The 24676-nt window shown below is 34.5% G+C and carries 25 protein-coding genes and 1 pseudogene; 10 read left to right on the top strand and 16 right to left on the bottom strand.

Annotation, left to right across the window (positions count from 1 at the left end; genetic code table 11):
• The first annotated feature begins 37 nt into the window (after positions 1 to 37).
• Positions 38 to 1204 (top strand): phosphoribosylaminoimidazolecarboxamide formyltransferase, encoded by a 1167-nt coding sequence (locus ACOZIR_RS18310; RefSeq protein WP_045289678.1) that lies wholly within the window; start codon positions 38 to 40, stop codon positions 1202 to 1204.
• Between the two features lie 130 nt (positions 1205 to 1334).
• Here ACOZIR_RS18310 and ACOZIR_RS18305 read toward each other — a convergent pair whose 3' ends face one another.
• The gene (locus ACOZIR_RS18305) at positions 1335 to 1913 is read right to left on the bottom strand and encodes a cysteine hydrolase family protein (protein WP_421535734.1); all 579 of its coding nucleotides are present in this window, start codon (positions 1911 to 1913) and stop codon (positions 1335 to 1337) included.
• Between the two features lie 248 nt (positions 1914 to 2161).
• Here ACOZIR_RS18305 and ACOZIR_RS18300 point away from each other — a divergent pair, with 248 nt between their 5' ends.
• Positions 2162 to 2698: a cysteine hydrolase family protein gene (locus ACOZIR_RS18300; protein ID WP_045289680.1), complete on the top strand. Its 537-nt coding sequence runs from the start codon at positions 2162 to 2164 to the stop codon at positions 2696 to 2698.
• 144 nt (positions 2699 to 2842) lie between these two features.
• A complete protein-coding gene (locus ACOZIR_RS18295; RefSeq protein WP_045289682.1) occupies positions 2843 to 3100 on the top strand; it encodes a hypothetical protein in 258 nt (85 codons plus the stop codon).
• Between the two features lie 487 nt (positions 3101 to 3587).
• Here ACOZIR_RS18295 and ACOZIR_RS18290 read toward each other — a convergent pair.
• The 7 genes and pseudogenes from ACOZIR_RS18290 to ACOZIR_RS18260 form a co-directional block, all read right to left on the bottom strand.
• Positions 3588 to 4147, bottom strand: a pseudogene (locus ACOZIR_RS18290) (maltose acetyltransferase domain-containing protein).
• A gap of 76 nt (positions 4148 to 4223) precedes the next feature.
• The gene (locus ACOZIR_RS18285) at positions 4224 to 5213 is read right to left on the bottom strand and encodes a carbohydrate kinase family protein (protein ID WP_045289686.1); all 990 of its coding nucleotides are present in this window, start codon (positions 5211 to 5213) and stop codon (positions 4224 to 4226) included.
• Positions 5214 to 5266: 53 nt separating this feature from the next.
• Positions 5267 to 6727, bottom strand: coding sequence for a glycoside hydrolase family 32 protein (locus ACOZIR_RS18280; protein WP_045289906.1), 1461 nt, complete (start codon positions 6725 to 6727; stop codon positions 5267 to 5269).
• Positions 6728 to 6748: 21 nt separating this feature from the next.
• Positions 6749 to 7990, bottom strand: coding sequence for an MFS transporter (locus tag ACOZIR_RS18275; RefSeq protein WP_045289688.1), 1242 nt, complete (start codon positions 7988 to 7990; stop codon positions 6749 to 6751).
• 180 nt (positions 7991 to 8170) lie between these two features.
• The gene (locus ACOZIR_RS18270) at positions 8171 to 9019 is read right to left on the bottom strand and encodes a carbohydrate ABC transporter permease (RefSeq protein WP_045289690.1); all 849 of its coding nucleotides are present in this window, start codon (positions 9017 to 9019) and stop codon (positions 8171 to 8173) included.
• On the bottom strand, positions 9019 to 9963 hold the full coding sequence (locus tag ACOZIR_RS18265) for a carbohydrate ABC transporter permease (RefSeq protein ID WP_045289692.1): 945 nt from the start codon (positions 9961 to 9963) through the stop codon (positions 9019 to 9021). Before ACOZIR_RS18265 ends, ACOZIR_RS18270 begins: the two co-directional genes overlap by 1 nt.
• A gap of 21 nt (positions 9964 to 9984) precedes the next feature.
• The gene (locus ACOZIR_RS18260) at positions 9985 to 11286 is read right to left on the bottom strand and encodes an ABC transporter substrate-binding protein (protein WP_045289694.1); all 1302 of its coding nucleotides are present in this window, start codon (positions 11284 to 11286) and stop codon (positions 9985 to 9987) included.
• A 555-nt stretch (positions 11287 to 11841) separates the two neighbouring features.
• Here ACOZIR_RS18260 and ACOZIR_RS18255 point away from each other — a divergent pair.
• From ACOZIR_RS18255 to ACOZIR_RS18245, 3 genes are all read left to right on the top strand, one after another.
• The gene (locus tag ACOZIR_RS18255; RefSeq protein WP_045289696.1) at positions 11842 to 12816 is read left to right on the top strand and encodes a LacI family DNA-binding transcriptional regulator; all 975 of its coding nucleotides are present in this window, start codon (positions 11842 to 11844) and stop codon (positions 12814 to 12816) included.
• A 637-nt stretch (positions 12817 to 13453) separates the two neighbouring features.
• The gene (locus tag ACOZIR_RS18250; RefSeq protein ID WP_169746646.1) at positions 13454 to 13594 is read left to right on the top strand and encodes a hypothetical protein; all 141 of its coding nucleotides are present in this window, start codon (positions 13454 to 13456) and stop codon (positions 13592 to 13594) included.
• Positions 13595 to 14018: 424 nt separating this feature from the next.
• Positions 14019 to 14429 carry a hypothetical protein gene (locus tag ACOZIR_RS18245; RefSeq protein ID WP_045289698.1) on the top strand — a complete coding sequence of 137 codons (411 nt, stop codon included), beginning with the start codon at positions 14019 to 14021 and terminating at the stop codon, positions 14427 to 14429.
• 43 nt (positions 14430 to 14472) lie between these two features.
• Here ACOZIR_RS18245 and ACOZIR_RS18240 read toward each other — a convergent pair whose 3' ends face one another.
• From ACOZIR_RS18240 to recA, 3 genes are all read right to left on the bottom strand, one after another.
• Positions 14473 to 14658, bottom strand: coding sequence for a hypothetical protein (locus ACOZIR_RS18240; protein WP_045289700.1), 186 nt, complete (start codon positions 14656 to 14658; stop codon positions 14473 to 14475).
• Positions 14624 to 14722: a DUF3885 domain-containing protein gene (locus tag ACOZIR_RS18235; RefSeq protein ID WP_237758362.1), complete on the bottom strand. Its 99-nt coding sequence runs from the start codon at positions 14720 to 14722 to the stop codon at positions 14624 to 14626. The genes ACOZIR_RS18240 and ACOZIR_RS18235 overlap by 35 nt, the downstream gene beginning before the upstream one ends.
• Before the next feature lie 239 nt (positions 14723 to 14961).
• Positions 14962 to 15996: a recombinase RecA gene (gene recA, locus ACOZIR_RS18230; protein ID WP_045289702.1), complete on the bottom strand. Its 1035-nt coding sequence runs from the start codon at positions 15994 to 15996 to the stop codon at positions 14962 to 14964.
• A gap of 490 nt (positions 15997 to 16486) precedes the next feature.
• On the opposite strand from recA, the gene ACOZIR_RS18225 reads away from it, so the two are divergent.
• Positions 16487 to 16837 (top strand): ASCH domain-containing protein, encoded by a 351-nt coding sequence (locus ACOZIR_RS18225; protein ID WP_045289705.1) that lies wholly within the window; start codon positions 16487 to 16489, stop codon positions 16835 to 16837.
• Positions 16838 to 16855: 18 nt separating this feature from the next.
• On the top strand, positions 16856 to 17290 hold the full coding sequence (locus ACOZIR_RS18220) for a DUF2269 family protein (protein ID WP_045289908.1): 435 nt from the start codon (positions 16856 to 16858) through the stop codon (positions 17288 to 17290).
• A 326-nt stretch (positions 17291 to 17616) separates the two neighbouring features.
• Here ACOZIR_RS18220 and dhaK read toward each other — a convergent pair whose 3' ends face one another.
• Positions 17617 to 19380: a dihydroxyacetone kinase subunit DhaK gene (gene dhaK / locus ACOZIR_RS18215; RefSeq protein WP_045289707.1), complete on the bottom strand. Its 1764-nt coding sequence runs from the start codon at positions 19378 to 19380 to the stop codon at positions 17617 to 17619.
• A 1-nt stretch (position 19381) separates the two neighbouring features.
• On the bottom strand, positions 19382 to 20515 hold the full coding sequence (locus ACOZIR_RS18210) for a glycerol dehydrogenase (RefSeq protein WP_045289710.1): 1134 nt from the start codon (positions 20513 to 20515) through the stop codon (positions 19382 to 19384).
• Between the two features lie 312 nt (positions 20516 to 20827).
• Between ACOZIR_RS18210 and ACOZIR_RS18205 the strand changes: the two genes are divergently transcribed.
• A complete protein-coding gene (locus ACOZIR_RS18205) occupies positions 20828 to 21871 on the top strand; it encodes a PocR ligand-binding domain-containing protein (protein ID WP_152640825.1) in 1044 nt (347 codons plus the stop codon).
• Between the two features lie 138 nt (positions 21872 to 22009).
• Here the strand turns inward: ACOZIR_RS18205 and ACOZIR_RS18200 are convergent, their stop codons facing one another.
• Positions 22010 to 22816 (bottom strand): carbon-nitrogen family hydrolase, encoded by an 807-nt coding sequence (locus ACOZIR_RS18200; RefSeq protein ID WP_045289712.1) that lies wholly within the window; start codon positions 22814 to 22816, stop codon positions 22010 to 22012.
• Positions 22817 to 22827: 11 nt separating this feature from the next.
• Entirely contained in the window at positions 22828 to 23487 is a 660-nt protein-coding gene (locus ACOZIR_RS18195) for an MBL fold metallo-hydrolase (RefSeq protein ID WP_421535733.1), read from the bottom strand.
• Between the two features lie 102 nt (positions 23488 to 23589).
• Between ACOZIR_RS18195 and ACOZIR_RS18190 the strand changes: the two genes are divergently transcribed.
• Positions 23590 to 23967, top strand: a complete 378-nt coding sequence (locus ACOZIR_RS18190) for a winged helix-turn-helix transcriptional regulator (protein WP_045289717.1) — start codon at positions 23590 to 23592, stop codon at positions 23965 to 23967.
• A 166-nt stretch (positions 23968 to 24133) separates the two neighbouring features.
• Here the strand turns inward: ACOZIR_RS18190 and ACOZIR_RS18185 are convergent, their stop codons facing one another.
• Positions 24134 to 24478 (bottom strand): hypothetical protein, encoded by a 345-nt coding sequence (locus ACOZIR_RS18185; protein ID WP_045289718.1) that lies wholly within the window; start codon positions 24476 to 24478, stop codon positions 24134 to 24136.
• Positions 24479 to 24676: the final 198 nt, after the last annotated feature.

Genomic DNA, 24676 nt, shown 5'->3' with positions numbered 1-24676 from the left:
TTCAAATACTTTTTTTATTTAGAAAGGAGATTTTTAAGTGAAAGAAATTGGTTTACGATATGGGATGAATCCAAATCAAAGTAAAGCTAAAGTTCAGAATGCTAAGAACACTCCTATTAAAATCTTAAATGGAGAAGCGAGTTATATTAACTTTCTAGATGCATTAAACGCTTTTCAACTGGTTCGGGAGCTTCGACAGGCTACTGATCAACCTGCAGCAGCTTCTTTTAAACATGTAAGTCCAGCAGGTGCAGCTGTGTACTCTCCACTAAATGAGACACTTACTGAATCCTATTTTGTTGAAGACCTAGAGCTGTCTCCTTTAGCCATTGCTTATGCAAGAGCGCGTGGGACAGATAGGATGTCTTCATTTGGAGATTGTGCTGCTTTTAGTGATGAAGTGGATATAACTGTAGCTAATCTCCTCAAAACAGAGGTTTCTGATATGATTGTTGCACCAAGCTACACTCAAGAAGCACTAGAGATTTTGAAACAGAAAAAGAAAGGAAAATATCTAATTTTAGAGATTGATCTAAATTATGTGCCTGATCTAATTGAAAAAAGAACGGTATTTGGCATTACTCTAGAACAACAAAGAAATGATGTACAGATTGGGAAAGAAATTTTTAATCATATTGTTACGACTCAATGTGATATCCCTGATCATGCAAAGAGGGATCTTCTTGTTGCTCTTATTACATTGAAATATACACAATCAAACTCTATTTGTTTTGCTTTAGATGGCCAAACGATTGGAATTGGTGCTGGACAACAGTCCCGTATTCATTGTACAAGGTTGGCAGCTGAAAAAGCTGATAACTGGTGGTTAAGACAACATCCAAGAGCTCTTAATATGAAGTTCAAAGAAGGTATTTCTCGTGTAGAAGTGAATAATGCAATTGATGGATGGCTGAATGATGATATTACTGAAGTAGAAAATGAACAATGGAAAAGGTGTTTTGAAGAGGTACCAGTTAGGCTAAGTAAGAGTGAAAAACAAGAATGGCTAAAAAGATTAAAAGACGTTTCTTATGCATCCGATGCTTTTTTACCGTTCCGTGATAATATCGATCGTGCAGCTCAAAGTGGCGTTAAGTATGTGGTTCAAACAGGAAATTCTTTACGAGATGAACAAGTTACACAGGCAGCAAATGAATATGGAATGATTATGGCGCATTCAGGCATACGTGTATTCCATCATTGAGCTATGAATTAAATATAATTAGCCCAAAAGAGCCAAGACCTTATAAGGGAACTGGCTCTTTTATGACCTTTCCAAAAATTTGTGTTTCGTTAACTAACTCTGTATATTGTATATAGTTAAAACAAAAGTATTAAGCCTTTATTTCTTGGGCTAAAGTTTGGATTAATTCTTTTGTGGTTAAAACCGTAGCAAACTCATTGTCTAAAGTAGCTAGTGACACATTATGTATTTGTTCAGCTGAATAATACGTATTGTCTGCCCCTTTTATTGCAAATGCAGCTGTTGCATCTGATACTAAGTACGTTTCAAATCCTAAATTACCACTCATTCGAGTAGTAGTTGAGACACAGTGTGGAGTTGTTAACCCTACTATTACAACCTTTTCTATTTGGTTTTCTTTTAAATATTTTTCGAGTCCAGTTCCTATAAATGCACTATTTACTTTCTTTTTAAAGATCGGTTCATTTTCAGCTGGGAATACAACATCTTTAAAATCTGAGCTTAGTTTACTAGAATGAAAAATCGAATGGTCGTTATCAGATAAGTGCTGAATATGTATAATTGGGTATTTCTTTTCTCTCCATGTCTTTAAAAGAACTTGAATATTGTCTTCAGCATTAAGGTTATTTCTTATCCCCCACTTTTCATCTTCAAAAGCCCTTTGAACATCGATAATAATTAAAGCCGTATTGCTGAAACCTTTTCTCATATGTAATTCTCCTCTACTCTTTTCTACATATTTTAACATTTATGTTAGATTGGTGAATTAAAAATAAGAATTTTATTTAAGTATATAAACTTCTTAGAATCATTATTATATGGGCTATTGGTGCGTACTATATGCACTTCGAAGAAGGATAGATTTCGTAAGTTCAAGCTATATAATATAGGATTTTAATTTGATATAATATTATTTTGAATTTTTTACCACAAAAATCAATAGGGGGATACAATCAAATGAGTAAAAAAACAGCTTTGTTGCTTATAGATGTTCAAAACATCATGTTTTCTTATGAAGGTGGATCTTTATGGAATGAACAGCAAGTGCTTCAAAATATTACTTCTCTAAGGGAAAAAGCGCATCAATCTAACGTACCAATTATCTATATCCAGCATACAGACCCTAGTTCGGATAGTATGCTTAGTGAAGGAAAAGTCACATGGGAAATCCATCAGGATGTTCGCCCCCTACCAACAGACACAGTTATTCAAAAATCTTCTTGGGACGCATTTTATCAAACAACTTTATATAAAAAACTTCAGGAACTTGAAATCGGAAAATTAGTCATTGCAGGTATGCAAACTGAGTTTTGTTTGGATACTACTTGTAGAAGAGCATATAGCTTAGGTTATAAAGAGAATATCTTAGTAAAAGATGCCCATAGCACATTTGATACGGCTGTGCTTTCAGCTTCTAAAATAGTAGAACATCATAATAATATGCTAGGTGGCAGATTCGTTACACTAAAACAAGTAAACGAAATTATATTTTAAGCTAATAAATAACTTATCACAGGAAAAAAACAGCCATTTAAAGGCTGTTTTTTGTTCTTGGAACTGTGATTATGGTAACTAGATTTGTAGATTATAAATATGAGATAATACAGTAGATTTTATAGATAAAGGGGATAAATTCAGATGACAAAAGCGATAAACCTTTGGTCATTCGTTTTCTCATTGCTAAGTGTCTGTCTGACTTTCATTACTTTTGCTCATCCATCATTATTAAGATTAAATTTTTATGTAGCAATTGTTGTATTTTTAGTTGGTATTATAGGTTTCTTTGGAGTGCATAATTTCAAATCAGCTGTGAGAAGTGTTTTAACCACTATACTTAGTGCCGTATTAATTGTACTTACTGGATGGATTATCTTTGTTGAAAATCTTTTCTCATAATTAGTATTTGACTTAGAAATATAAAGAATAGAAAAAAAGCATTTAAGATAAAAGGCTCTTAAAGGCTTCTTTGTGCCGATGAGCCGTTTTATGTTAACTACAAACGTATACTTTTCGGACAAGATATTTAAATCTATTATAGAGTGTTAAAGTAATTATTATCGTTAACAAAATAAAAAGCCACCCAGTATTTGCAGGACAGGTGGCTTTTTACTATTAAAATGCATGTGCAGAAACATAATAACATGTTTTCTCCATATATACTATTAGCAATTAATTTATCATTTAATGGTGAAAAAAAGATGAAAATTAGCCATATTAAAAGGGCATATCATAAGATATGTCCCTAAATAATGACCCAAATGATTATAATCTCTAATTTTCCCCATCCATATATCCAATTTAATCACCAATTAACTAATAAGTTAGAAATTCAAATTTCATTTAGAGTACTGTTTCTAAAATTTAGTGAAATATCCATATATCCTTAATTTCCAATTTTTTTAATGATTTTTGCGGGATTACCACCCACCACTACATTGTTGGGTACGTCTTTAGTCACTACTGAGCCAGATGCAATAACCACATTGTCTCCTATCGACACTCCTGGATTTATCACTGAACTCCCGCCAATCCATACGTTATCTCCAACAATAATTGGTTTTGCATATTCCTTTCCTGAATTCCGTTCATTTGGGTCAATTGGATGAGTTGCTGTATAGATATGTACACCGGGACCAAGTAAACAATTATCTCCAAATCTCACTTCACAAATATCTAGGATGACACAATCAAAGTTTGCAAAAAGTTTTCGCCAACAAATATGTTATAGCCATAGTCAACTCTAATATTTGGTTCAACATATACGTTTTCCCCAGTAGAACCGAATAAACCTTTTAATAATTTAATACGCTTATTATCTTCACTCTCTAAAGTTTCATTATATATTCTAACCTGCCTTCTAGCATGTTCTCGATCCTTTCTTAATTGCGCGTCTGCAGGATTATACATTTCTCCGTCTAACATCTTTTCTTTTTCAGTCCTCATTATTTAAACCCTTTCTTCTAACCCTTTCTTATATCGTGAATTTCATACTAATTCCTAATTATAAATACATATTTTCTTATGCTAATCTGCCTCTTCGAGTAGCAATAAAATTCATTATATGTTGTTTTCCAGGTGCTGCGTGAATCGCTCCTTTTACTGAGGCAGTAAGTGCCCCACTTGCATTAGCAAAGGTAAGCAATTGTTGATGGTGTTCACTCACTTTTTGACATAGATTTTCGCTCGATATATCAATTGAAAGCAATTGATATAAAAAACCACCTATAAATGCATCACCTGCACCGGTTGTATCTGAAACAGTTACTTTAAATCCTTTATCCTCAAATTGGTCTCCATTTTTCAAATAAATAATAGCCCCATCTTTTCCTTTTGTATAAACTACTAATTTTACATTGCCAACAAAAAGAGAGTTAATAGCTTCTCTTTCTCCTTCAATATTGGTTATAAAAAATAATTCTTCATCCGATACTTTCACAATATCTGCTAAAGGTAAAAAGTCTAGAATTGTTCGACGACAGCTTTCTTTTTCAGGCCACAAGGGAAGACGAACATTGGGATCAAAACTGACAATCCCCCCTATTTTTTGAAAACCATCTATTACTTTGATATGAGTTTGTTTCATTGGACTTTCAACTAAATCTACAGAACAAAAATGAAGAAGGTCTCCCTTATTAAACCACTCTACTTTCACCTCGTTTGGTAAAAGTAATAAGTCAGCTGAATTCTTTCTATAAAAACTGAAATCTCTGTCTCCCAATTTGTCTACAGATACAAATGCCAAACCGGTCTCTCCTTCATCGCATCGAATAATATATGAAGTATCTACCCCATTTCCTTTAAGCACATCTACTAAATAATCACCAAAGCTATCATTAGCTATTTTCGTTAGCATAACAGAATTTCCCCCGTATTTTGCAATCGCAATTGCAACATTCATAGGAGCTCCCCCAGCCACACGTTCAAAACTAGTAACTTCTTTTAAAGACTTTTCTCTTTGAACAGGAATAAAATCAATTAATGTTTCACCAATACAAAAAACTCTTTTCAACATCTTCACCCCAAAACAATGAACAAGCGTTTGTACACTTGTTCATTCATAGTTTATTTCCAGATATCTTTTAACTTCCAATATGTTAATTCCTTAATCTTTACATCTTCAACATCTGCAAATACTTCAATGCCTAATCTATCTTCAGTTGGATAAATACGACTTGTCATAGTTGCTTGTCCTTCATTTGCAAATACTTCAATAGAGGATCGATCAAGGAATATGCGTAAGGAAAGCTCTTGATTTGCCCTAAGAATGGTGTTTCTTACACCATCTTCAACTTTACCAGACTCAGAACAATCGAGTTTTAGTGTTTGTTTGTCCAAGTGATACGTTAATACAGTCTCTTCCTGGTTAATTCCACGAATTCTTATTCCAAGCGACTGAGCGTTACAATTAGTTAAGTCAAACACAGCTTTTATTTCAAGTAAATCCTCGTTCGTTTCTACTAAATAACTATTAGAAATCACATTAGTAAGTATATTATGTTCAACCTCGCGCAATAAGTTTAATTCTTCCACAGGATTCATTAGAACTTTATCATTCTTTCCTAAGGTCACTTCACGTGGTAATGTAAGTGCTCCACACCATCCATCTTCTTTTGTTGGCATATCTGACTCCCACATATCCATCCAACCAATAGCAATTCGACGTCCTTTTTCATCTAATAACGTTTGAACTGCATAAAAGTCATGTCCATTATCTAACTCATTAAATGATCCGTGTATAAACTCGTTTGTTTCGTAATTATAATCTCCAATTAAATATCCCGTCTGGAATAGATTGTTGTATAAATCCCCATCTCTCTTAATACCTTGTGGAGAGATCATGAGAACGTATTTTCCATCTAATTCAAAGAAATCTGGACATTCCCACATGAATCCGAGTTTTTCGTTTCCTTGTGCCAATACACCTATATATGACCACTTACGTAAATCTGGAGAACGGTATAAAATTACTCTGCCTACATTGTCCTTGGTCGAATTCCCTACTACCATATACCAACTATCTTTGTGTTTCCATACTTTAGGGTCACGAAAATGATGAATACTATCCGTAGGTGGTTCAGGAATTACTGGATTTTCTGCAATCTTATGAAATGTGACACCATCCGTACTAACAGCAATATTTTGATTTTGATAAAAAATATCTTTTTCCTTATCAATATAATTGTGTCCGGTATAGATTAATGTCAATTCCCCATTATTATCTACAGCGCTTCCCGAGAAACACCCTTCACTATCACAAGCACCACCAGGAGCTAAAGCAATAGGCAAGTGTTCCCAATGAACAAGATCTTTACTTTTTACATGCCCCCAGTGCATCGGACCCCAGTTTTCATTGTAAGGGTGATGTTGATAAAATACATGATATTCTCCTTTATACTGTACCAAACCATTTGGATCATTAATCCAGTTGGCAGGTGCCATAATATGATAACCTAATCGATAACGGTTATTTACTCCTTCTTTTGCAGTATCCAATGCATCTTGCGCTTGTTGAAGTTTGTTTATTGTGAACATTCTAACATCTCCTTATATAACTTGTTTTATGTCCGTTATATTTCCTTCTAACCCTTTGCTTTTATTAGAACCTAATAAAGTGAACATTGAAATAATCGTAAAACAAAGGACCATTGTTCCGAGAATAAGATAAGTATGACGGAAGCCTATCATGTCGTATAATTTACCTGCAAGAGGAGATAACAAAGATGCACCTATTTGAGAGGCAGCTTGAAATCCAACTAAATACAAAACGGAAGATAGTCGTGTATCAAAGTTAGCTGCAAAATATTTAAAAATAGCAATCAACATAATGGGTAATTCTAATGCATGTATTAATTTCATTGAAGAAATACCGACGGGCCCTACTACAAGCCCCGAACCAATAATACGAAGTGCCATTAGAAGACCGGCTAATAGTAGTCCATTTTTGGCTCCAATTTTATTTACAATAAAAGGTGCAATAAACATCATTCCAGCCTCTAAAAATACTTGAAAAGAACTTAAATATCCAAACACCTGATTCCCTGTGGCTTCAGTGGCGAATAAAGATGTGTAGTAAATTGGAAATTGCTGATCGTACACACTATATACACACGTTACTCCAATCACATACATCATCAAAAACCAAAACTTTTTTAAAAGAAAAAGTTGTCCAACATCCTTTAATTTAACGGATTCAGCTTTTTCCAACTCAAAGTTTGTAACTTCTATTTTTACTGATAAAATAATTGCAACTAAGATAATTGCTGAAATAGATGCCACCCAAAAGTTGATATTTGGATTAATATTAAATAGCTGACCTGCAAAAAAAGTGGCTGACGCCCAACCTAACGAACCCCACATTCTAGACTTTCCGTATTCGAAATTGTATTTGCGACTAACTTTTTCAACATAGGTTTCAATGGCGCCAATACCTGCAGAAATACCAATACCTAAATAAATAGCTCCCACAGCTGCTCCCAAAATCGCATTATATTTTAATAGTGGTCCATATATATAAATATAAAATGGTCCTACAAATACAAGCAGTAAACTAATAAAAGATAATATATTTTTCTTTAGACCTATCTTGTCGGAGATATAACCATATACAGGCTGTATACACAATGCGAAGATAGCGTTTACAGAGAAAATCAAACCTGTGGCTGATCCACTTAAATTTAATTCTTGCTTTAACCAAATAGGAAATAAAGAGGCGCTAGAAGACCAAGTAAAAAAGAAAAAGAAAAAATAAGCACTTAACTTCCAATAGAGAACTTTTGAACTTTTCATGTTTGTTGCTCCTTTAACTAGATATAAAGAATCTTTGAAACAAAAACTGAAAGCACTTTCAAATTCATTTTATGTCAACCGGTTTCACAAGTCAATGCTTTTTATGTCAACCGGTTGACATTTGTTTTTTAAATTCCCTATACACACGTATTGTTTTCACAACAATAACCTGTTTTTTTCTTATTTAATACCTGTTCCCGAACCACCAATCCCTTCTAAAATATAACGCTGGGCCACTATATAGATAAGAATTAAGGGAATGGTGGATATTGTTAAAACAGCCATAACTTGATTTGCGTAAACCGGCTCCGTACTATTGATAGCTGTAATTGCTACTTGAATGGGAAATTTTGATTTGTCTGTTAAAACCATTAAAGGCCAGATATAATCATTCCAACTTCCGATAAAGGCTAAAGTTCCAACTGTAGCAACAGCCGGTTTAGACATTGGTAGCATAATTCTCAGGAATATTTGCCAAGTATTTGCTCCATCCAATTTGGCTGACTCAATAATTTCTGCTGGAATAGCCATAAAAAAGTTTCGGAATAGATAGATATTGAATGCCCCTGCTAAAGCAGGCAGAATTACAGCAAGACGAGTGTCTACTAATCCCAGTTTGTGAACTATAGTAAATTGTGAGATTAAGATTGTTTCCAGTGGTACGATTAGAAGAGCCAATAAAAGACCAAACAGAACTCTTTTTCCATTAAAATTCAATTTAGCAAACGCATAACCTGCCATCCCATTGATAATGACAGCACCTGCTGCTACACATAAACCGTAAAACAAGCTGTTTATTATATAACCAAGTAAATGAAAACGTGACAGAACTTGTTTATAGGATATAAACCAATCTGACGGATGAAAGGAAGGTAGGAAAGCCTTGATACTGTTCATATTATTATAAACTTCTGCTTCGGGTTTCATTGAGGATGCGATCATCCAAAACAATGGGAATATAAATAATACCGCCAGCAAAACTAAACAAATGTATTCTAGGATTGTTAAAGGCCCGAATTTTCGTCTCATTAGTCATCTTCCTCCTTTACTAATTTCCGTTGCGCTAACGTAACTAGCCCAATAATTGTTCCAAATAGAAGGGCAATGGAACTAGCATATCCAACCATTCGATCCGTAAAGCCAGTTTGATAAATGTAATATACAACCGTCATCGTGGAGTTTACTGGCCCCCCTTGTGTCATAACCATTGGTTGGACTAATAGTTTAAACGCACCAATTAATGTCGTAATAAATATAAAAATAGAGGTTGGCTTTAATAATGGTAACGTAATATAAATAAATCGTTGCCATTTATTCATTCCATCTAATTGTGCAGCTTCGTAGACGTCTCCAGGTATATTTTGCAAACCTGCTAGAAAAATTAACATTTGAAAGCCAGCTCCCTGCCATGCTGAAACGAAAACAATTGTAAACATAGCCTGTTTAGGGCTTGTTAAGAACGGTTGAGCTGAAACGCCAAAATAAGTGAGTACATTGTTGATAATTCCTTCATTTGGATTTAACAAGTAAAGCCAAAGAACTGAGATAACAACGAGCGACATTACCACAGGACTAAAGTAAGCTACTTTAAAAAATGTGTTAGCTTTACGTTGTTTGTTTAACAGGAGGGCCAGCCCAAGAGCTGCCCCTATCTGTAAAGGAATTACCCAAACGACAAATTTCAGTGTATTCACCAGGCTTTTCAAGAAAATAGGATCCTTAAATAAATTGATAAAGTTATCTAATCCTACGAATTTGCGCGTATCGGGTGTTAAAAGATAATAATCCGTAAATGCATAGTAGACAGACATAATAGCTGGGATAATAAGAAACAGCAACAAAAGTAATAATGCTGGTCCTAAAAATGTATAAGCTACTACATTTTCTTTCCATTTAATTTTATTTTTGATCTTTTTTTCAGTTCTCGGGAATGTGTAAACGGTCTTATCTCCTTTTAATCCGGTTTTAATCATAATGCCTCCCTCTAGCTGCTTTTATCGATTAGCCTTATCGATAGCTGCTTGCATTTCTGTAGCACGTGTATCTAAGACTTTTTTTATGTTTTTATTTTGATCATAGAAACTGATATCATCAATTGTTTGTTGGAAAGCACGTGTTACTTGTGGATATGCTGGTGTTACTGGTCGTGCGTGTCCTGATTCCTTTAATTGCTTCATAAACACATTCATTTGATTGGAAAATTCTTTTGTAAGTACTTTTTCGGACGAGTAACGAACTGGTAGTGCTGCAATTGTACGACTTAATTCTAAATTCGAATCTTTATTTGTCATCCAATCTACTAGTTTAGCAGACCATTCTTTATTTTCGGATTTCTGTGTCATTGCAAACTGCCAACTTCCTGAAGGTGAAACCAGTTTCTTTGTCTTTGGTGATACTGGATAAGGCATAACACCATAATCAACCTTTTGAAAATTTGTCTTCATATCCGTTACTGTCCATACACCACTAAACTTCATTGGGTATTTTTCTGTTTCAAAAGCTTGTTTGACCGGAGTACGGGTTGTATAACCTTCTTTTAACATCTTTTGAATAAAAGTCATAGCTTCAATACTAGGCTTTTTATTAAACACACCTTCTGCTTTAGTACCGTCTTTCGAGAGAATTTCTCCACCTGCAGACCATACAAATGGCGTTAGTGCATACGTTAACATTTCATCTTTTGATTGTAATTGCATATCAATAGCTGGTTTATTATATTTTTCTTTTAACGTTTTACATAGGGCCATGAACTGATCCCATGTCCAAGGGTTTTCAACTGTCGGTAACGTATTTAAATCAACGCCTGCCTCTTGTAGCATTTTTTTATTGTAGTAAATTCCCACGGACGATTCACTCGCACCAATCGCATACAATTTGTCTTTGTATGTTCCTTGTTGCTTGATACTTGGTAGTAAATCATCTTGATCTTTCACGTAATCATCTAGTGGAGCAATGATGCCAGATTTTGCATAAGCAGCTGTATTTGGACCATCCAACGTAATAACATCGGGTAATGTATCAGTTGTCAACGCTGCGTTTACTTTATCCTCATACCCGCCGCCGTTCCCACTTCGTGGAATAAATTCGATTTTAGCTTTAACATTTTTAGATGCATACTTCTTGTTAAAAGCATCTACTCGTTTTTTATACACCTTACCTTCTTCACTATCGTCTGATACGTGTACCCACATTGTAATCATTTGTTTACCGTCACTACTTACGCTTTTACCCTTACTACAACCTGCTACAGCAAAAATTAGTAATAAAGATATACCTAATAAAAACCATTTCTTCATACGTTCCAGTCCCCCTTATTTCTCCTTATTCACAACAAATATATAAAAGCGCTTTCAAGAAGTATTCTATGTCAACCGTTTACACATGTCAACGGGTTGACATGTTTTTTTTGAAATATCAAACTTTTCTTTCCTATCCTTAAAACGAAGGTATAATATATTAGAATATATGTATTATCAATATTTCACTCATAATAAAAGTTAAAGTTTGTTCGATATTAGGTAATAGTAATTACTCCCTACTTCTTGCACATGTTAGAGATATTTTCTACAATAAGTCCGTACCCAGTAAATTTTAATTAATTAAAACATTCCTCACAATAAAGTATTTCAAAATACAGAAATTTTATTAATCAAGAAATTATAAAGCTGTCAAAGGAGGAATCAATTTTAATTGTTATAGAGTATTTATCTAATGTTTAATAAGCTATTTCCCTAACCTAAATAAAAAAATTATTATGCAACTAAAAAATATAAAGGCTTACTTAAATAGTAAAGAAAAAAATCCTAATATAATATTTAAAAGTGGTATTTAGTAGGATAGGAGGAAATAGAATGAAACCTAATATTCATGACGTAGCAAAAGTTGCAGGAGTTTCATCAACAACCGTTTCACGTGTCTTAAATAATCGAGGTTACATAAGTGAAAAAACAAAGGATAAAGTTTATAAAGCGATGGAGGAAATTAATTATTTTCCAAACGATTTAGCACGTTCCTTATTTCATAAAAAAACAAATTTAATAGGGTTAATTATACCCAATTCAAGTAATCCGTTTTTCGGTGAGCTAGCCTTTCATATTGAAAGCATTTGTACTTCACTAGGTTATAAATTGTTGCTTTGTAATAGTTTAAACCGTATGGATAAAGAGGAAAAATACTTAGAAATGCTTATACGAAACCAGGTAGATGGGGTCATTGTTGTAACATACAACCGAGGAGTCCTAGATTATCACAAACAAAATTTACCTATCGTAGCAATTGATCATTATTTGTCTGAAAAGATTCCTGTTGTAGGGTCCGATAATTATGACGGAGGAAAAAAAGCCACAGAATTGTTAATAAAGAAACAGTGTGAAAATATTATTCATATTAATGGGCCACTTGATCTGGAAACACCAGCAAACTTAAGGAGAAAAGCGTATGAGGATATCATGAAGGAATACGGAAAATTACCAATTACATACGAAGTCTCCCCTCAAAAGAGCCGTGAGGAGGTAATTGCTAAGCTTTTTGATGAACATCCAGAAGTAGACGGTATTTTTGCAAGTGATGATCTAATTGCGGCTGCTGTCATCACAGAAGCTAGAAAAAGAGGAAAAGATATACCCACTCAATTAAAAGTGATTGGTTACGATGGAACGGAAACAGTAAAGGCTATACTACCAGAATTAACGACTATACAACAACCTATTGATTCTATTGCAAAGGTAGCAATAGACATTTTATCTAAAGAGATCGAGGGAGAGTTCAATAATATAGAACTTGAAACATATCTGCCTGTTAAGCTTTTAGAAGGTAGAACTACTTAAATAAATTCCTAACGTTTACAAAGGGAAAATTTTTTCTTAAAAGATTTAGAAGTAGTTTATTCTTAATTTAAAATGATTAAAATAACTACTTTTCTTCAAAGATTTTAAGGTTGGTTATCTCAGAAAAGTTGAGAAATCAAGGATGCACAAAAAGTTTCATACACCAGCAAAAGAATCCTTAGAGGCCTTACTCCTCCAAAGATTCTTTTACTTGATTGGTTCCTTTAATACGCTTTATGGTAACTAAGAATGTATCTTATATACAGCCCAAAATAGAAAACCCTTCTGCTCCTGTACAGTAGGGTTCCCCTTGTTTAGAATAGGAAATTTGGTGCGAGGCCTCACGGCGTCTTATGTAGTTTACACATCATATTTGTTATTATTCGTACTAGACGAGGTAAATATAATGAAATAATAGACAGAATATTCAATTAACCACTTCATTTTGTAATCGTTTTCAATTATAATAAAATTAGGTTGGATAGCAAGCGTGCTGTCATCGTACGTGGCGTAGGCGGGGCCAGTACAGGATGTCACTATTTTGTCCTATAAAATACGTTGTTAATTTGTGTGTATAAGAGATTGCTAGTTAGGCAATAATGAAAAATAAGAGCACGAAACAAAGGAGGTTAAGATATTGGGCGAACATAAACAGGTTTTCTCTACATTTATTAAGGAAGATGGATTTGACTTACATTCATATCTTACTTATCTATTTATCAATGAATGTAAAGAAAGTACAGTAAATCAGTTAGAAGAAGAACATGTAAATCAATAAATTTTAAAAGCTGAAAGGATTACCAATAATGAATGAAAAAAAAACGTAGGTGACTTGATCTTTCTGAATGTAAGGAAAAAGTTACCTATTCATGTTTCTTCTAAACATCTACTTTGGTCAAAAAACTAATACCTCCCTTCTCACCATCTACTATCTTATCTTTCATTCCTCTTTAGCAGAATTATTAAAAAGATAACAACCAAACATAAAGTTTATAAAAACTTATGTTTGATAAGATTCCAATGCAGCACTAAGCTGAGATGAGTTCTCTTTCGTTTTATGTCTTTCACTTCTTGTCGGTAGTTGATTAGTATCCATTTACTTCTTTCTCCTTCCTTATCGTTACATTTTATTAAAAGGTTGGCATGATTTCAGTCGCGAATAAAAAATTTGTATAATAAGGGTGTATGAAAGAGGGCATTAAATGAATAAAGATATAGAAGAAATTGTTGTGAAATCCTTTTTTGCGAAAAGAATTCAAGAAAGAGTCATATTTGAACTTTTTTCTCCTGAAAAACGGGATAAAGCATTACATCGCCTTAACCACGATTATAAAAGAAATCTATGTGAACAACATATGATTGAAATTCCGACGCCTAATTCATGTGCTAGTGAATTAGCTAATCTACTAAAAAAACATGGTGCAGGGAAGCAGTGCTATGCCCTTTCTTTTAATGAAGATATCGATGGAAAAGAACTACCTTTACTTACTGCTTTAGAGCATGCAGTAGGCTATGGCTTTCCTTCTCTTATTGTATGTATTCCAAACAAACTTGCCTATTTTGAAGCTGAACAAGTTTACGGTCCTCCACCCCGATACATTTTAAAGCGATAAAAAAAGCCCCCTTCTAAAGGGCTTTTATACGCGCTGCATTTATCTATTTATTTTTATTAGCGGCTTTTTCCCAATCCCAATATGACTGATATAGTTCATCATGTAAAAACTCTTCTTCCTCTTCCTGCCTTTCTATCAACTTCAAACCAGACCAAATATCATTACCCTTTTCTAAGGCAGGATCACTTACTCCATCAAGTAAATAAAAGGTCAATTTCCTCTCGGTCATAATCTAAAATCCAACGATTATATTCTTCATAAAGAAAACGTATAGATTCTTTATTGGAGGCCAAGACATCACATCCACGATCATCATACAAAAAGTAAATTTAAAAAGCTACCTCAGCAAGCAAGGTAGCTTTTTAGTAGGATTCACAATTATATTTTAAAGGACTGGCCTATCCATAAAAGGTATATGATTAAGAGGTCTTTAATTCTTAATAATTGTCTAGGAAGTGGAATAATTTTTAACTTTTTATGCTTCCAATGAAACGAATAGACTTGAAGCTACCGGGAAAGGCATTTTATGCTTTTATTGGCTTTCGTTTTCGCTATCGTTATCAATATCATTATCGTTGTCAGTATTACCATATTTAAAATCAATAATGTTTTTTCTAATTTCTTCTCTAATTTCAGGGTTTTCTTTTAAGAAAACCTTAGCGTTTTCTCGTCCCTGCCCTAAACGTTCCCCATTATAAGAAAACCAAGATCCAGACTTTTGAACAATATCTACTTCAGAACCAATATCTAAGATTTCTCCTTCTCTTGAGATACCTTCTCCATACATAATATCTACTTCAGCAATGCGAAAAGGAGGTGCCATCTTATTTTTGACTACTTTAATTCTTGTTTTGTTACCAACTATGTCATTTCCCAGTTTAAGTTGTTCAGCGCGGCGAACCTCAAGGCGAACGGAAGAATAGAATTTTAGCGCTCTTCCACCTGGCGTTGTTTCAGGATTTCCAAACATAACGCCTACCTTCTCCCGGATTTGGTTGATGAAGATAGCAATGGTTTTAGACTTATTAATTGCTCCAGATAGTTTACGAAGTGCTTGAGACATCAAACGAGCTTGTAGACCTACATGAGAATCTCCCATTTCGCCCTCAATTTCTTTTTGAGGAACTAATGCTGCTACTGAGTCAACAACAATAATATCTACAGCACCACTTCTAACTAATGCTTCAGCAATTTCAAGTGCCTGTTCACCAGTATCTGGTTGAGATAAAAGTAACTCATCAATATCTACACCTAGTTTTCTTGCGTAAACTGGATCAAGTGCGTGTTCAGCATCAATAAAGGCAGCTCGACCTCCATTTTTTTGTACTTCTGCAATTGCGTGTAAGGAAACTGTTGTTTTACCCGAGCTTTCGGGTCCGTACACTTCCATGATTCTTCCTTTGGGATAACCATTAATTCCAAGAGCTATATCTAAAGCTAATGAGCCTGAGCTAGATGCCTCAACTTTTGCATGTGTGCCTTCTCCCATTTTAATAATTGATCCCGTACCGAATTGTTTTTCAATTTGTTTTAGAGCCATATCTAGTGCTGCTTGTTTATCATTCATAATTTAAAACCTCCGATTGTTATTACGTTTACAATAAACGATAAGGTATTTCGATAAATAATAAGAGTTGGCTCAAATGTTTTTGCTCCGTGCGAGAAAATTTTGTGTTTAACTGTCTTGGTTTATTCTGTTGTTCCTTTATTTATCTCTAAACCCTTAATATCGAACAAATGTTCCTGTTGTTTAATCATACAATAACCGCATCTAGTTGTAAAGGAGAAAGTTTTCTACAAACTAGCTAAAGAAATATCTTTTTTTTGTAAAAAGTAAGTTTATACCTTTAATCTATAAAATAACCCTTATTATACGCTCAAAAAATAATTCATCTTCTTGTATACATTATGTCATGTACTTAGACTATCGAATAAGAAAAGAGATAAATTACAATAAATTTATTAGAGAAACTTTCAACCTAATAAATTCAAATGAAATTCATTATTAAAAATGTGATACATTAAATAAGAGACAAGAAATGAAAGGAGTTTTTTTAATGAGTAATCATGAAGCACAAAATGAATTGCCACCAAAAACATGTACAATCGATCGACTTGTAACAATGCCGGATGATGTAGATAAAGTAATCAAGGGCAGCAAAACAGCAACTCGCCGAAATGGAAGATATGCTGATGTAGGAGAGATAATGGTCTTAAAAGATAAAAAGTTTGTAGTGGAACGAGTTTATTCTCAATCACTAGGTGAATTAACAGATGAAAATGCTCGCCAGGAAGGCTATGCTACAATAGAGGAATATAAACAATCTATTTTGTCTTATCATCCTGGGATGCCTTGGCTTCCGCAAATGAGGGTATGGGTGCATGAGTTCAGATTATTTAACGATTGATAGGTAAAAGAAATGGATTTGTTGTACCGTATATTAGTATATATTCATGTTTCTAGTGTCATTTTATCGATTGGGCCTTTCTTTATTCTCTTACCAATTGTTAAAAAACTACATAGTTCAAGAGAACAAGAAATGAATGCCTATTTGATCACATTTCAATCTGTTGTTAGGCTCGCAAAACATATGGGCCATGTTCTTGTTATAACTGGGATACTCCTCGTTATGTGTGGCCCATGGACGTGGACTACGCCGTGGATTATAATGACACTGATTTTACTTTCTTGCTCTTTGTTCTTTCTGGCCCGTGCTTTTTCACCAACACTTCGAAAGTACAAGGAGGAAGGGCAAAATAAAAAAGAACTGGCAACTAAACTAGAGCGATCTATTTGGATTTATATCATTCTATTAATGACTATGCTTTGGTTTATGGTAGGTAAGCCAACTTTTTGGTGACATCCATCCATTTGTCATCACTAAGAGTAAATAGTCAAACTGATTATTTTCATCAAGTACTTTACGTTTTACTTAACATAACTCGTAATTCCGGAAGACATGCGAAAAACGAGCCCTTGATTATCAAGGGCTCGTCCACTTTTTGTTTTTCTTTTTTATCCGTGAAATACTATTGGTTATTGTACATTTTTACTACATCTAACTTAAACTGGGTTGTAAAAGCTTGTTATTAGTACCCCATAAAAAATCCCCACCAAATATAGTGTAACCTTCACTCTCAAGGAGTAATTTCTTTATACTATATTTAGAGGAGATAATACCAAATTTTACTTACTTTCTCGCATTACTTGAGCTACTTCAGTAAAAATTACGCCTAAGCCATGTGCACCTGCGTCCGGATAACCAAGACTTCTCTCTCCAACCGTACCAGCACGCCCCATACGTGCGACAATTTGTTCGGTTGATTTTGCACCTTCAACAGCAGCTTCTGCTGCTTTGACAAGAGCATGTTTCAAGCTTTCCCCTTCAGCAGCACTTGATGTTAACGTATCTGCATAAGGTACTAAGGCATCGATTAAAGTTTTATCTCCCACAACAGCTCCACGTCCAAAAGAACGTTCTCCTGTTGCTTGAATGCCTTTTACAGCTGCTTGGATCATTTCAGCAAATTCTGTTAAAGTCAGTTCGGTTTTAGATTCGGTGTTCTTTCCAGCCGCACGAAATGCTGATCCCCAAATAGGCCCTGATGCCCCGCCACAATGCTCCATGATAACGATGGAACACGCCTCTAAGAAGTTGCCAATATTATTTGATTTATTTTCTAGAATTTCATGCCATTCAGCTTTCAACTGCTTGAATCCTTTAGCAACACTCATACCAAAGTCTCCGTCACCAGCATGGGAATCTAGTTCACAGAACGGAATTTCATTTCTAATGATACATTCACTCATTTGGTCAACCATAAAAATAATATTATTCAACGTCAATCGATTTTCCGTTATTACGGAATGTTCTTTGTTGGTTTGCACCTCATAAGACACTTTCGGGGCCTCCGCGGTACCGATGATTTCATCATAAGTGACAGCTGGTACCTCACCTTTGATTTTTAGCGCAGGAGTATCACACTCTTCAGATAGAAGACTCTTTAAGTTTTCATCTAATTTCATAATTGAAATAGAAGCACCGGCCATATCAATGGCTGTCATATAGTTTCCGACAAACGTTCTTGCAATCGTTACTTTTCTACGTGACAGTTCACGAATGACAGAATGATTTAATAAATACAGTTCTTGAAGAGGTGTGCTTCCAAATCCATTAATTAGGACAGCCACTTCTCCTTTTCCATCTTCTATCCCTATTTCTTTTAATAATGCCGTTACCATGCGCTCTGCAAGTTCGTCTGCTGAAATAATTTTTTCACGACGGATACCAGGTTCTCCATGAATGCCAACGCCAAATTCCATCTCATCTTCTGCAATCTCAAAAGTAGGAGTTCCTTTAGCAGGAACTGTACAAGAAGTTAGTCCAATACCAATGCTTTTAACATTCGCAATAGCGCTTTCTGCTGCCTCTTTCACTTTTGGTAGATCATATCCGCGTTCTGCTGCAGCACCTGCTATTTTATGGACAAGAACAGTACCAGCCACTCCACGTCTTCCAACTGTATATAAACTGTCCTGTACAGCAATATCATCATCTACTTTTACATAATCTACTTGAATTCCATCTTCTTCTGCTAGATAAGCAGCATTCTTGAAATTCATCATGTCACCACTGTAGTTCTTAATCACGAGTAAAGTTCCCTTATCGCTAGCTGTTTCTTTAATGGCTTGATAAATCTGTATTTGAGAAGGTGAGGCAAATACATCACCACAAACTGCTGCATCTAACATACCCTTCCCAACATATCCAGCGTGAGCAGGTTCATGTCCACTACCGCCCCCACTAATTATGCTTACTTTATTTTTATTAATTTGCTCTTTTTTAATGATTTTATATTTTTCAATTAAATTCAGTTCCGGATGTGCTAGAACCATCCCTTTACACATCTCAAGTACGACATCTTCTGGTTTATTAATAATTTTTTTCATCTTATATTAACCTCTTCTTATAATCATTTCCAATTTGATCTGCTGCAAGGATAGCTGCAGCTACTGACTCTGGAGTAACAGGGAATGGCATAGAATAAATAGATTCCTCTGGAATACAAGCTTTGTTAGCTACCTCCATTAACTCTTCTTGTGTAATTTGTTCTACTCCAATATCAGCAAGACAAACTGGGAGTCCTACTGCTAAACAGAAATCTAACACTTCTTCTATTTCCTCAGTTGGCGCATTTTCCAATACCAATTGTGCTAATGTACCAAAAGCTACTTTTTCACCATGGAAGTAGTGGTGCGCACTTTCTAAAAGAGTAAGCCCATCATGAATCGCATGTGCTCCAGCTAATCCACCACTTTCGAATCCTAATCCTGATAATAAGATATTGGCTTCAATAATGTTTTCTAAGGCTGGAGTAACAACATTATGATCGCTTGCAGCTTTTGCTTTAACCCCGTCCTCTAATAGAGTGTTGTAGCAATGTTCCGCTAAAGCTAACGCTGCATTTGTACCTTTTGCTGGTGCACATAAGTCCTCACGTACTCCACAAGGTAATCCAGCATTTACATTAGAAAAAGAACGTGCTGTTGCTCTTGCTTCAAAATAAGTGGATAACGCATCCCCCATACCAGATACTAAGAATCTAGTAGGTGCATTAGCAATGACTGTTGTATCAATTAATACGACACTTGGGCTTTGCTTAAAGTATGCGTAATCATCAAAAGCACCCTCTGGTGTATAGATAACTGCGGAGTGACTTGTAGGTGCATCCGTAGCAGCGATTGTTGGGACGATAATTAATCCCTCTCCCTCTGCTACACATTTTGCTGTATCAATTGCCTTCCCACCACCTAAACCAATTGTACAATCACAGTTGTTTTCTTTTGCTATTTCCTGCAATCTAGAAATTTCTGGTCTTGAACATTCGCCATTGAATCCGCCTTCAAAAAATGTAATACCATATTTTTCTGCTGTTGCATCTAATTTGTCTTTTACACGTTTAATATCTTCAGGATGTGCTATTAAAAGTGCAGACGTACCAAATGTTTTCACGAAATAACCTAGATTTAAAATCTCATTCTCACCTTGAATGTATTTTGAAGGACTAATAAATGCTTTTCTCATAAATAAAACCTCCCAATTAACTTTGTAATCCCTTACAATCGGAATTTTACTATTTTTTGTGTAAGATTACATTAGTCTTAAATGACGAGTTTTTACAACCTTTTATCGTATTTTTTTGCTCTCTTTATTTAATATGGTATTATTATGACATCATTTCAGGTAAAAATACTACTAGGTTCACGTTGAAAAGAGGTTACCTTTATCGCTGAACACTCTTTTATTTTACGAACTAAGGAATAAAATAAAAGTATTCTCAAATAGGTAATCTAAACTACCACACGGGAAGTAGAAGCAAGGGAGATAAAAACATCATTGAAAACTACTTACATGAATTTAGATAAAATACTAGATTTAAAGAAATGGCGAAATCTTCAAGATTCGCTTGCGCTTGTTACAAAATTAGCGATTGTCACGGTTAACTATAAAGGAGTGCCAATTTCTCAACACAGTGGTGTACGTCCATTTTGTGAGACTATGCGTAAAAATCCTAATACAGCAAAACTTTGTGAAAAGTGCGATGCGCGGGGAGGATTAGAGGCAGTTAGAACCAATGCTCCTTATATCTATTTATGCCACTGGAATATTGTCGATATTGCCATTCCCATTATAATTGATGATAAATATGTAGGCGCCATCATGGCGGGAGAAGTGAAAATTGAGGATGGTGACAAACATCCTCAATTGGAACAAATGCTTACTGTTCCATCGAAGGGATTTGAACAGAAGTTAAATAATAATGAGGAAATACAGTGTCTATATGATTCTATTCCTACTCTATCCTATACAGAAATTAACGAGGCTGCTCAAATGTTATATAGGCTTTGTAACTACATTGTAGAGGAAGCTATGAATAAAAACTTAATTTTAGAAGTATATGAAAAGATGGCTCCCGTAAAAGAAGACCTTTCTACTGAAGATATTTCTTACGGTTATTCTCTAGATAATATTCAAAATATAAAAAAGGAATTAGCCAACACAGTTACTAATGCTTACGTAACAACGTCTATTAATGATCACTTAGTTTGTAAAAACAAAGTATTACAGCCAGCCTTTGACTACATTTATAAACATAAAAGAGAAAAAATATCTCAGAAAAAGATGGCTGATTTATGTCACATTAGCACAGGTTATTTCAGCCGTATATTTACCAAAGAAACGGGTATGAATTTTTCTGTTTTTATTTCGCTCAAAAAAATAGAGTGGTCCAAGCAATTATTAGAAAAAACGGATTTGTCTATTGCACAGATTAGCGATGAATTAGGTTTTAATGATCCTGGATATTACATCAAGACATTTAAAAAATATGAAAATATAACTCCTAACGTCTATCGGAAATATTATCAAGAAAAGATGTAGAGTTTTCAGTGCTGATGTAAGAAACATATAACTTTTCCATACTGATACTAGTATTTTAAAAAAGGCGCTTTTCAGTATGGAAAAGCAATGAGGCACAGTCATGTGCCGGCCTTTACGCTATAAATAATATATAAATCTCTATTCCGCATGCTTATAAACATTCGGTCTCAAGTTTTTAAATATTGGGATGCTTTTTTGTTGTTCTTTAACTTTCTGTAAATGGATCTCCGCTGTTATGATTTCTTCTTGGTCTCTCCCCTCTTTTACAATGTTTCCATTTGGATCAATGATCATTGAATGTCCCGCATATGTGTTGCCAGCATGATTTTTATGATTCACCTTCCCCACGCTGTTACATGCAATAACGTATACACCATTTTCTATAGCTCTTGCTTTCAATAGTGTTTTCCAATGGTCTATATTTTTGGTAGTCCATTGTGCAACGTAGAATATAATTTTTGCACCTTGAGACGCTGGATAGCGTGTGATTTCTGGAAAACGTAAGTCGTAACATATAATTTGACTAGCTTTAATACCGTTAACCGCAAATACTTCTGGAACTTCATCTCCACCGGTTAAATAATGGTGTTCATCTAACATCGGCACGAGATGTATCTTATCTTTTTGATAGAGGAGTTCACCCGTTTTTGATACAGCAAAAGCTGTATTATAAATGTTGTCATTTCTTTTATTTGAAACTGAACCTGCAATAATATTCACTTGATGTTTAATTGCTAAACTTTGAATAAAAGGAAAAGCTCTCTTTAAATCGATATCTGCTTTTTCTGCTACATTTTTTAAATCATAACCCGTATTCCACATTTCAGGTATTACAACAATCTCAGTATCTATATCCAGCTTTTCTTCAAATAAGCACTCAATACGGTTTTCGTTTTGCTTAATTTCTCCTTCTATAATCTCCATTTGAAATAATTGTATTTTCATTTTTCTCCCTCTTATTCATATATAAATTTATAAATAGAATATAAATTATTATTGTATTTGACATCTTCACCATGTGAAGATGAAATTATAGACGGCTTAATTTCGTCTATAATTCGTCCACTATTAATGTTTTCAGTGATATCAACTGTGAACTTTCGAATCGGTGGATGTAAAGATTGAGCATTAGAAAAGAATAAGTCTCCAGTTAGCAGCACATTGTCACTTTTATGGTGGTATATCACATGTCCGGGCGTATGACCAGGTGTTAAATATACATCTAAAGGTAACGTTTTAATAATGTTATCACTTAAACTTTCAACTTGATGTTCCACGCCTGTTGTTTCTTTTTCTATCTTGTTTGGATAAGGCTTCTCACCATTGATAAACGGAATTTCAATTTCGTGGGCGTAAATAGGAATATTTAAATGGTTTTTTAAATACCTGGCACCATTAATGTGATCTAAATGGCCATGTGTCAGTAAGATACTGTTAGGGATACCTAAAGATTTTGCTGCATTCAACTGTGCATACGCATAGTCTTCCATTCCGGTATCAATGAGATAAACATCCTTACCATCCACTACGTACCATGTACTAATCTTAACTGGAATACCGACGACAGTTTCATAAGTGAGCCTATAAATATGCTCAGAGATTTGGACGAATTCCAATTCATACACCTTCTTTTGATTTATTTGATATCATAAGTGTAGTCAGAAAAAATAGGAGTAACAAGAAGGCACAAATTTGTTACTACCCATTGAGGTGAGAGAATGTCAGACTTTAAAAGTGATCAATACGGTCCTTGTACGTTAACTGTAAAGCAAGCCTGTCCAATTGAGTTAGCGATGCATATTATGGGTGGTAAATGGAAAGGCATTATTTTATCTTTATTATCAAAATCACCTATGTACTATAATGCAATGCGCCGTGAAATACCGGGCATTACTCAGCGCATTCTTACACTCCAGCTTCGCGATATGGAAAAAGACGGATTAATAGAAAGAGAAGAAACAAGCGATAACCCTAAAAGAGTTTTATATTATTTAACAGAGCTTGGAGAAAGTTTTATCCCAATACTTAAATCTTTAGAGAAATGGGGCAATGCTTATATAAGTCAGCAGGAAGAAGGAATAAAAGAGTCCCAATAATTAAGGAGAGTTCCTCTCTTTATTCCTTTAATATTTAACATACAATCAAACCTATCGTTCATACAAGCATCCATTTCTATTTACCATAATCAAGTTTAGGCATAGGAATAAGTTTTAACTATAAGCAAGAAAATATATATTAAATGACTATTATAACAAATGAGCGTTAGAGGTCTCTGTTTAAGTCGTTCAAAAAATCTGTCCCCGCAGCGTTGGGGATTTTACTTTTTACCCATTGTGCATGTTGTAATTTATTAGAAAGAGAAAGAAACGCTTCTCTATTGTGTGCATCGAGCAATTCGTTTATTTTGAAGTTCAAATAATTAATCTTTAGGTCCAAATCTGAAATAGAGCAAATACTTCCCTTAATATGTAATTCGTGAATATCATCTACATAGATAAAGAACTGAAATTCGTTATTAATATCGATTAAACAATGCCAACCTAAGCAATCGACGTACTTGCGGTGATTTGTAATTGTCCAAACGTCTCCTTGACGAAAGTTAATCATATGCTGGTGCTGCTGTTCTGGACAGCAGCATCCTACTTCATGACAAAATGGTTCCATTATGACAAAAGTTTTATGACTTACAATTAATACATATAAATAGAGAATACTGTGCACCTTTTAAAAGTCTGAAAGTTCCTTATGAAAGTTGGCATGATTACTTTTGGTAACGGACTCTTTAGGATTTAGCCTATACATGAC

Origin of the sequence: Priestia sp. D3YE.R1 (genome assembly GCF_049199565.1) — a bacterium.
In the GTDB taxonomy this organism is placed as follows: Bacteria; Bacillota; Bacilli; order Bacillales; family Bacillaceae_H; genus Priestia; species Priestia aryabhattai.
This window is presented reverse-complemented; position numbering and strand designations above follow the sequence as displayed.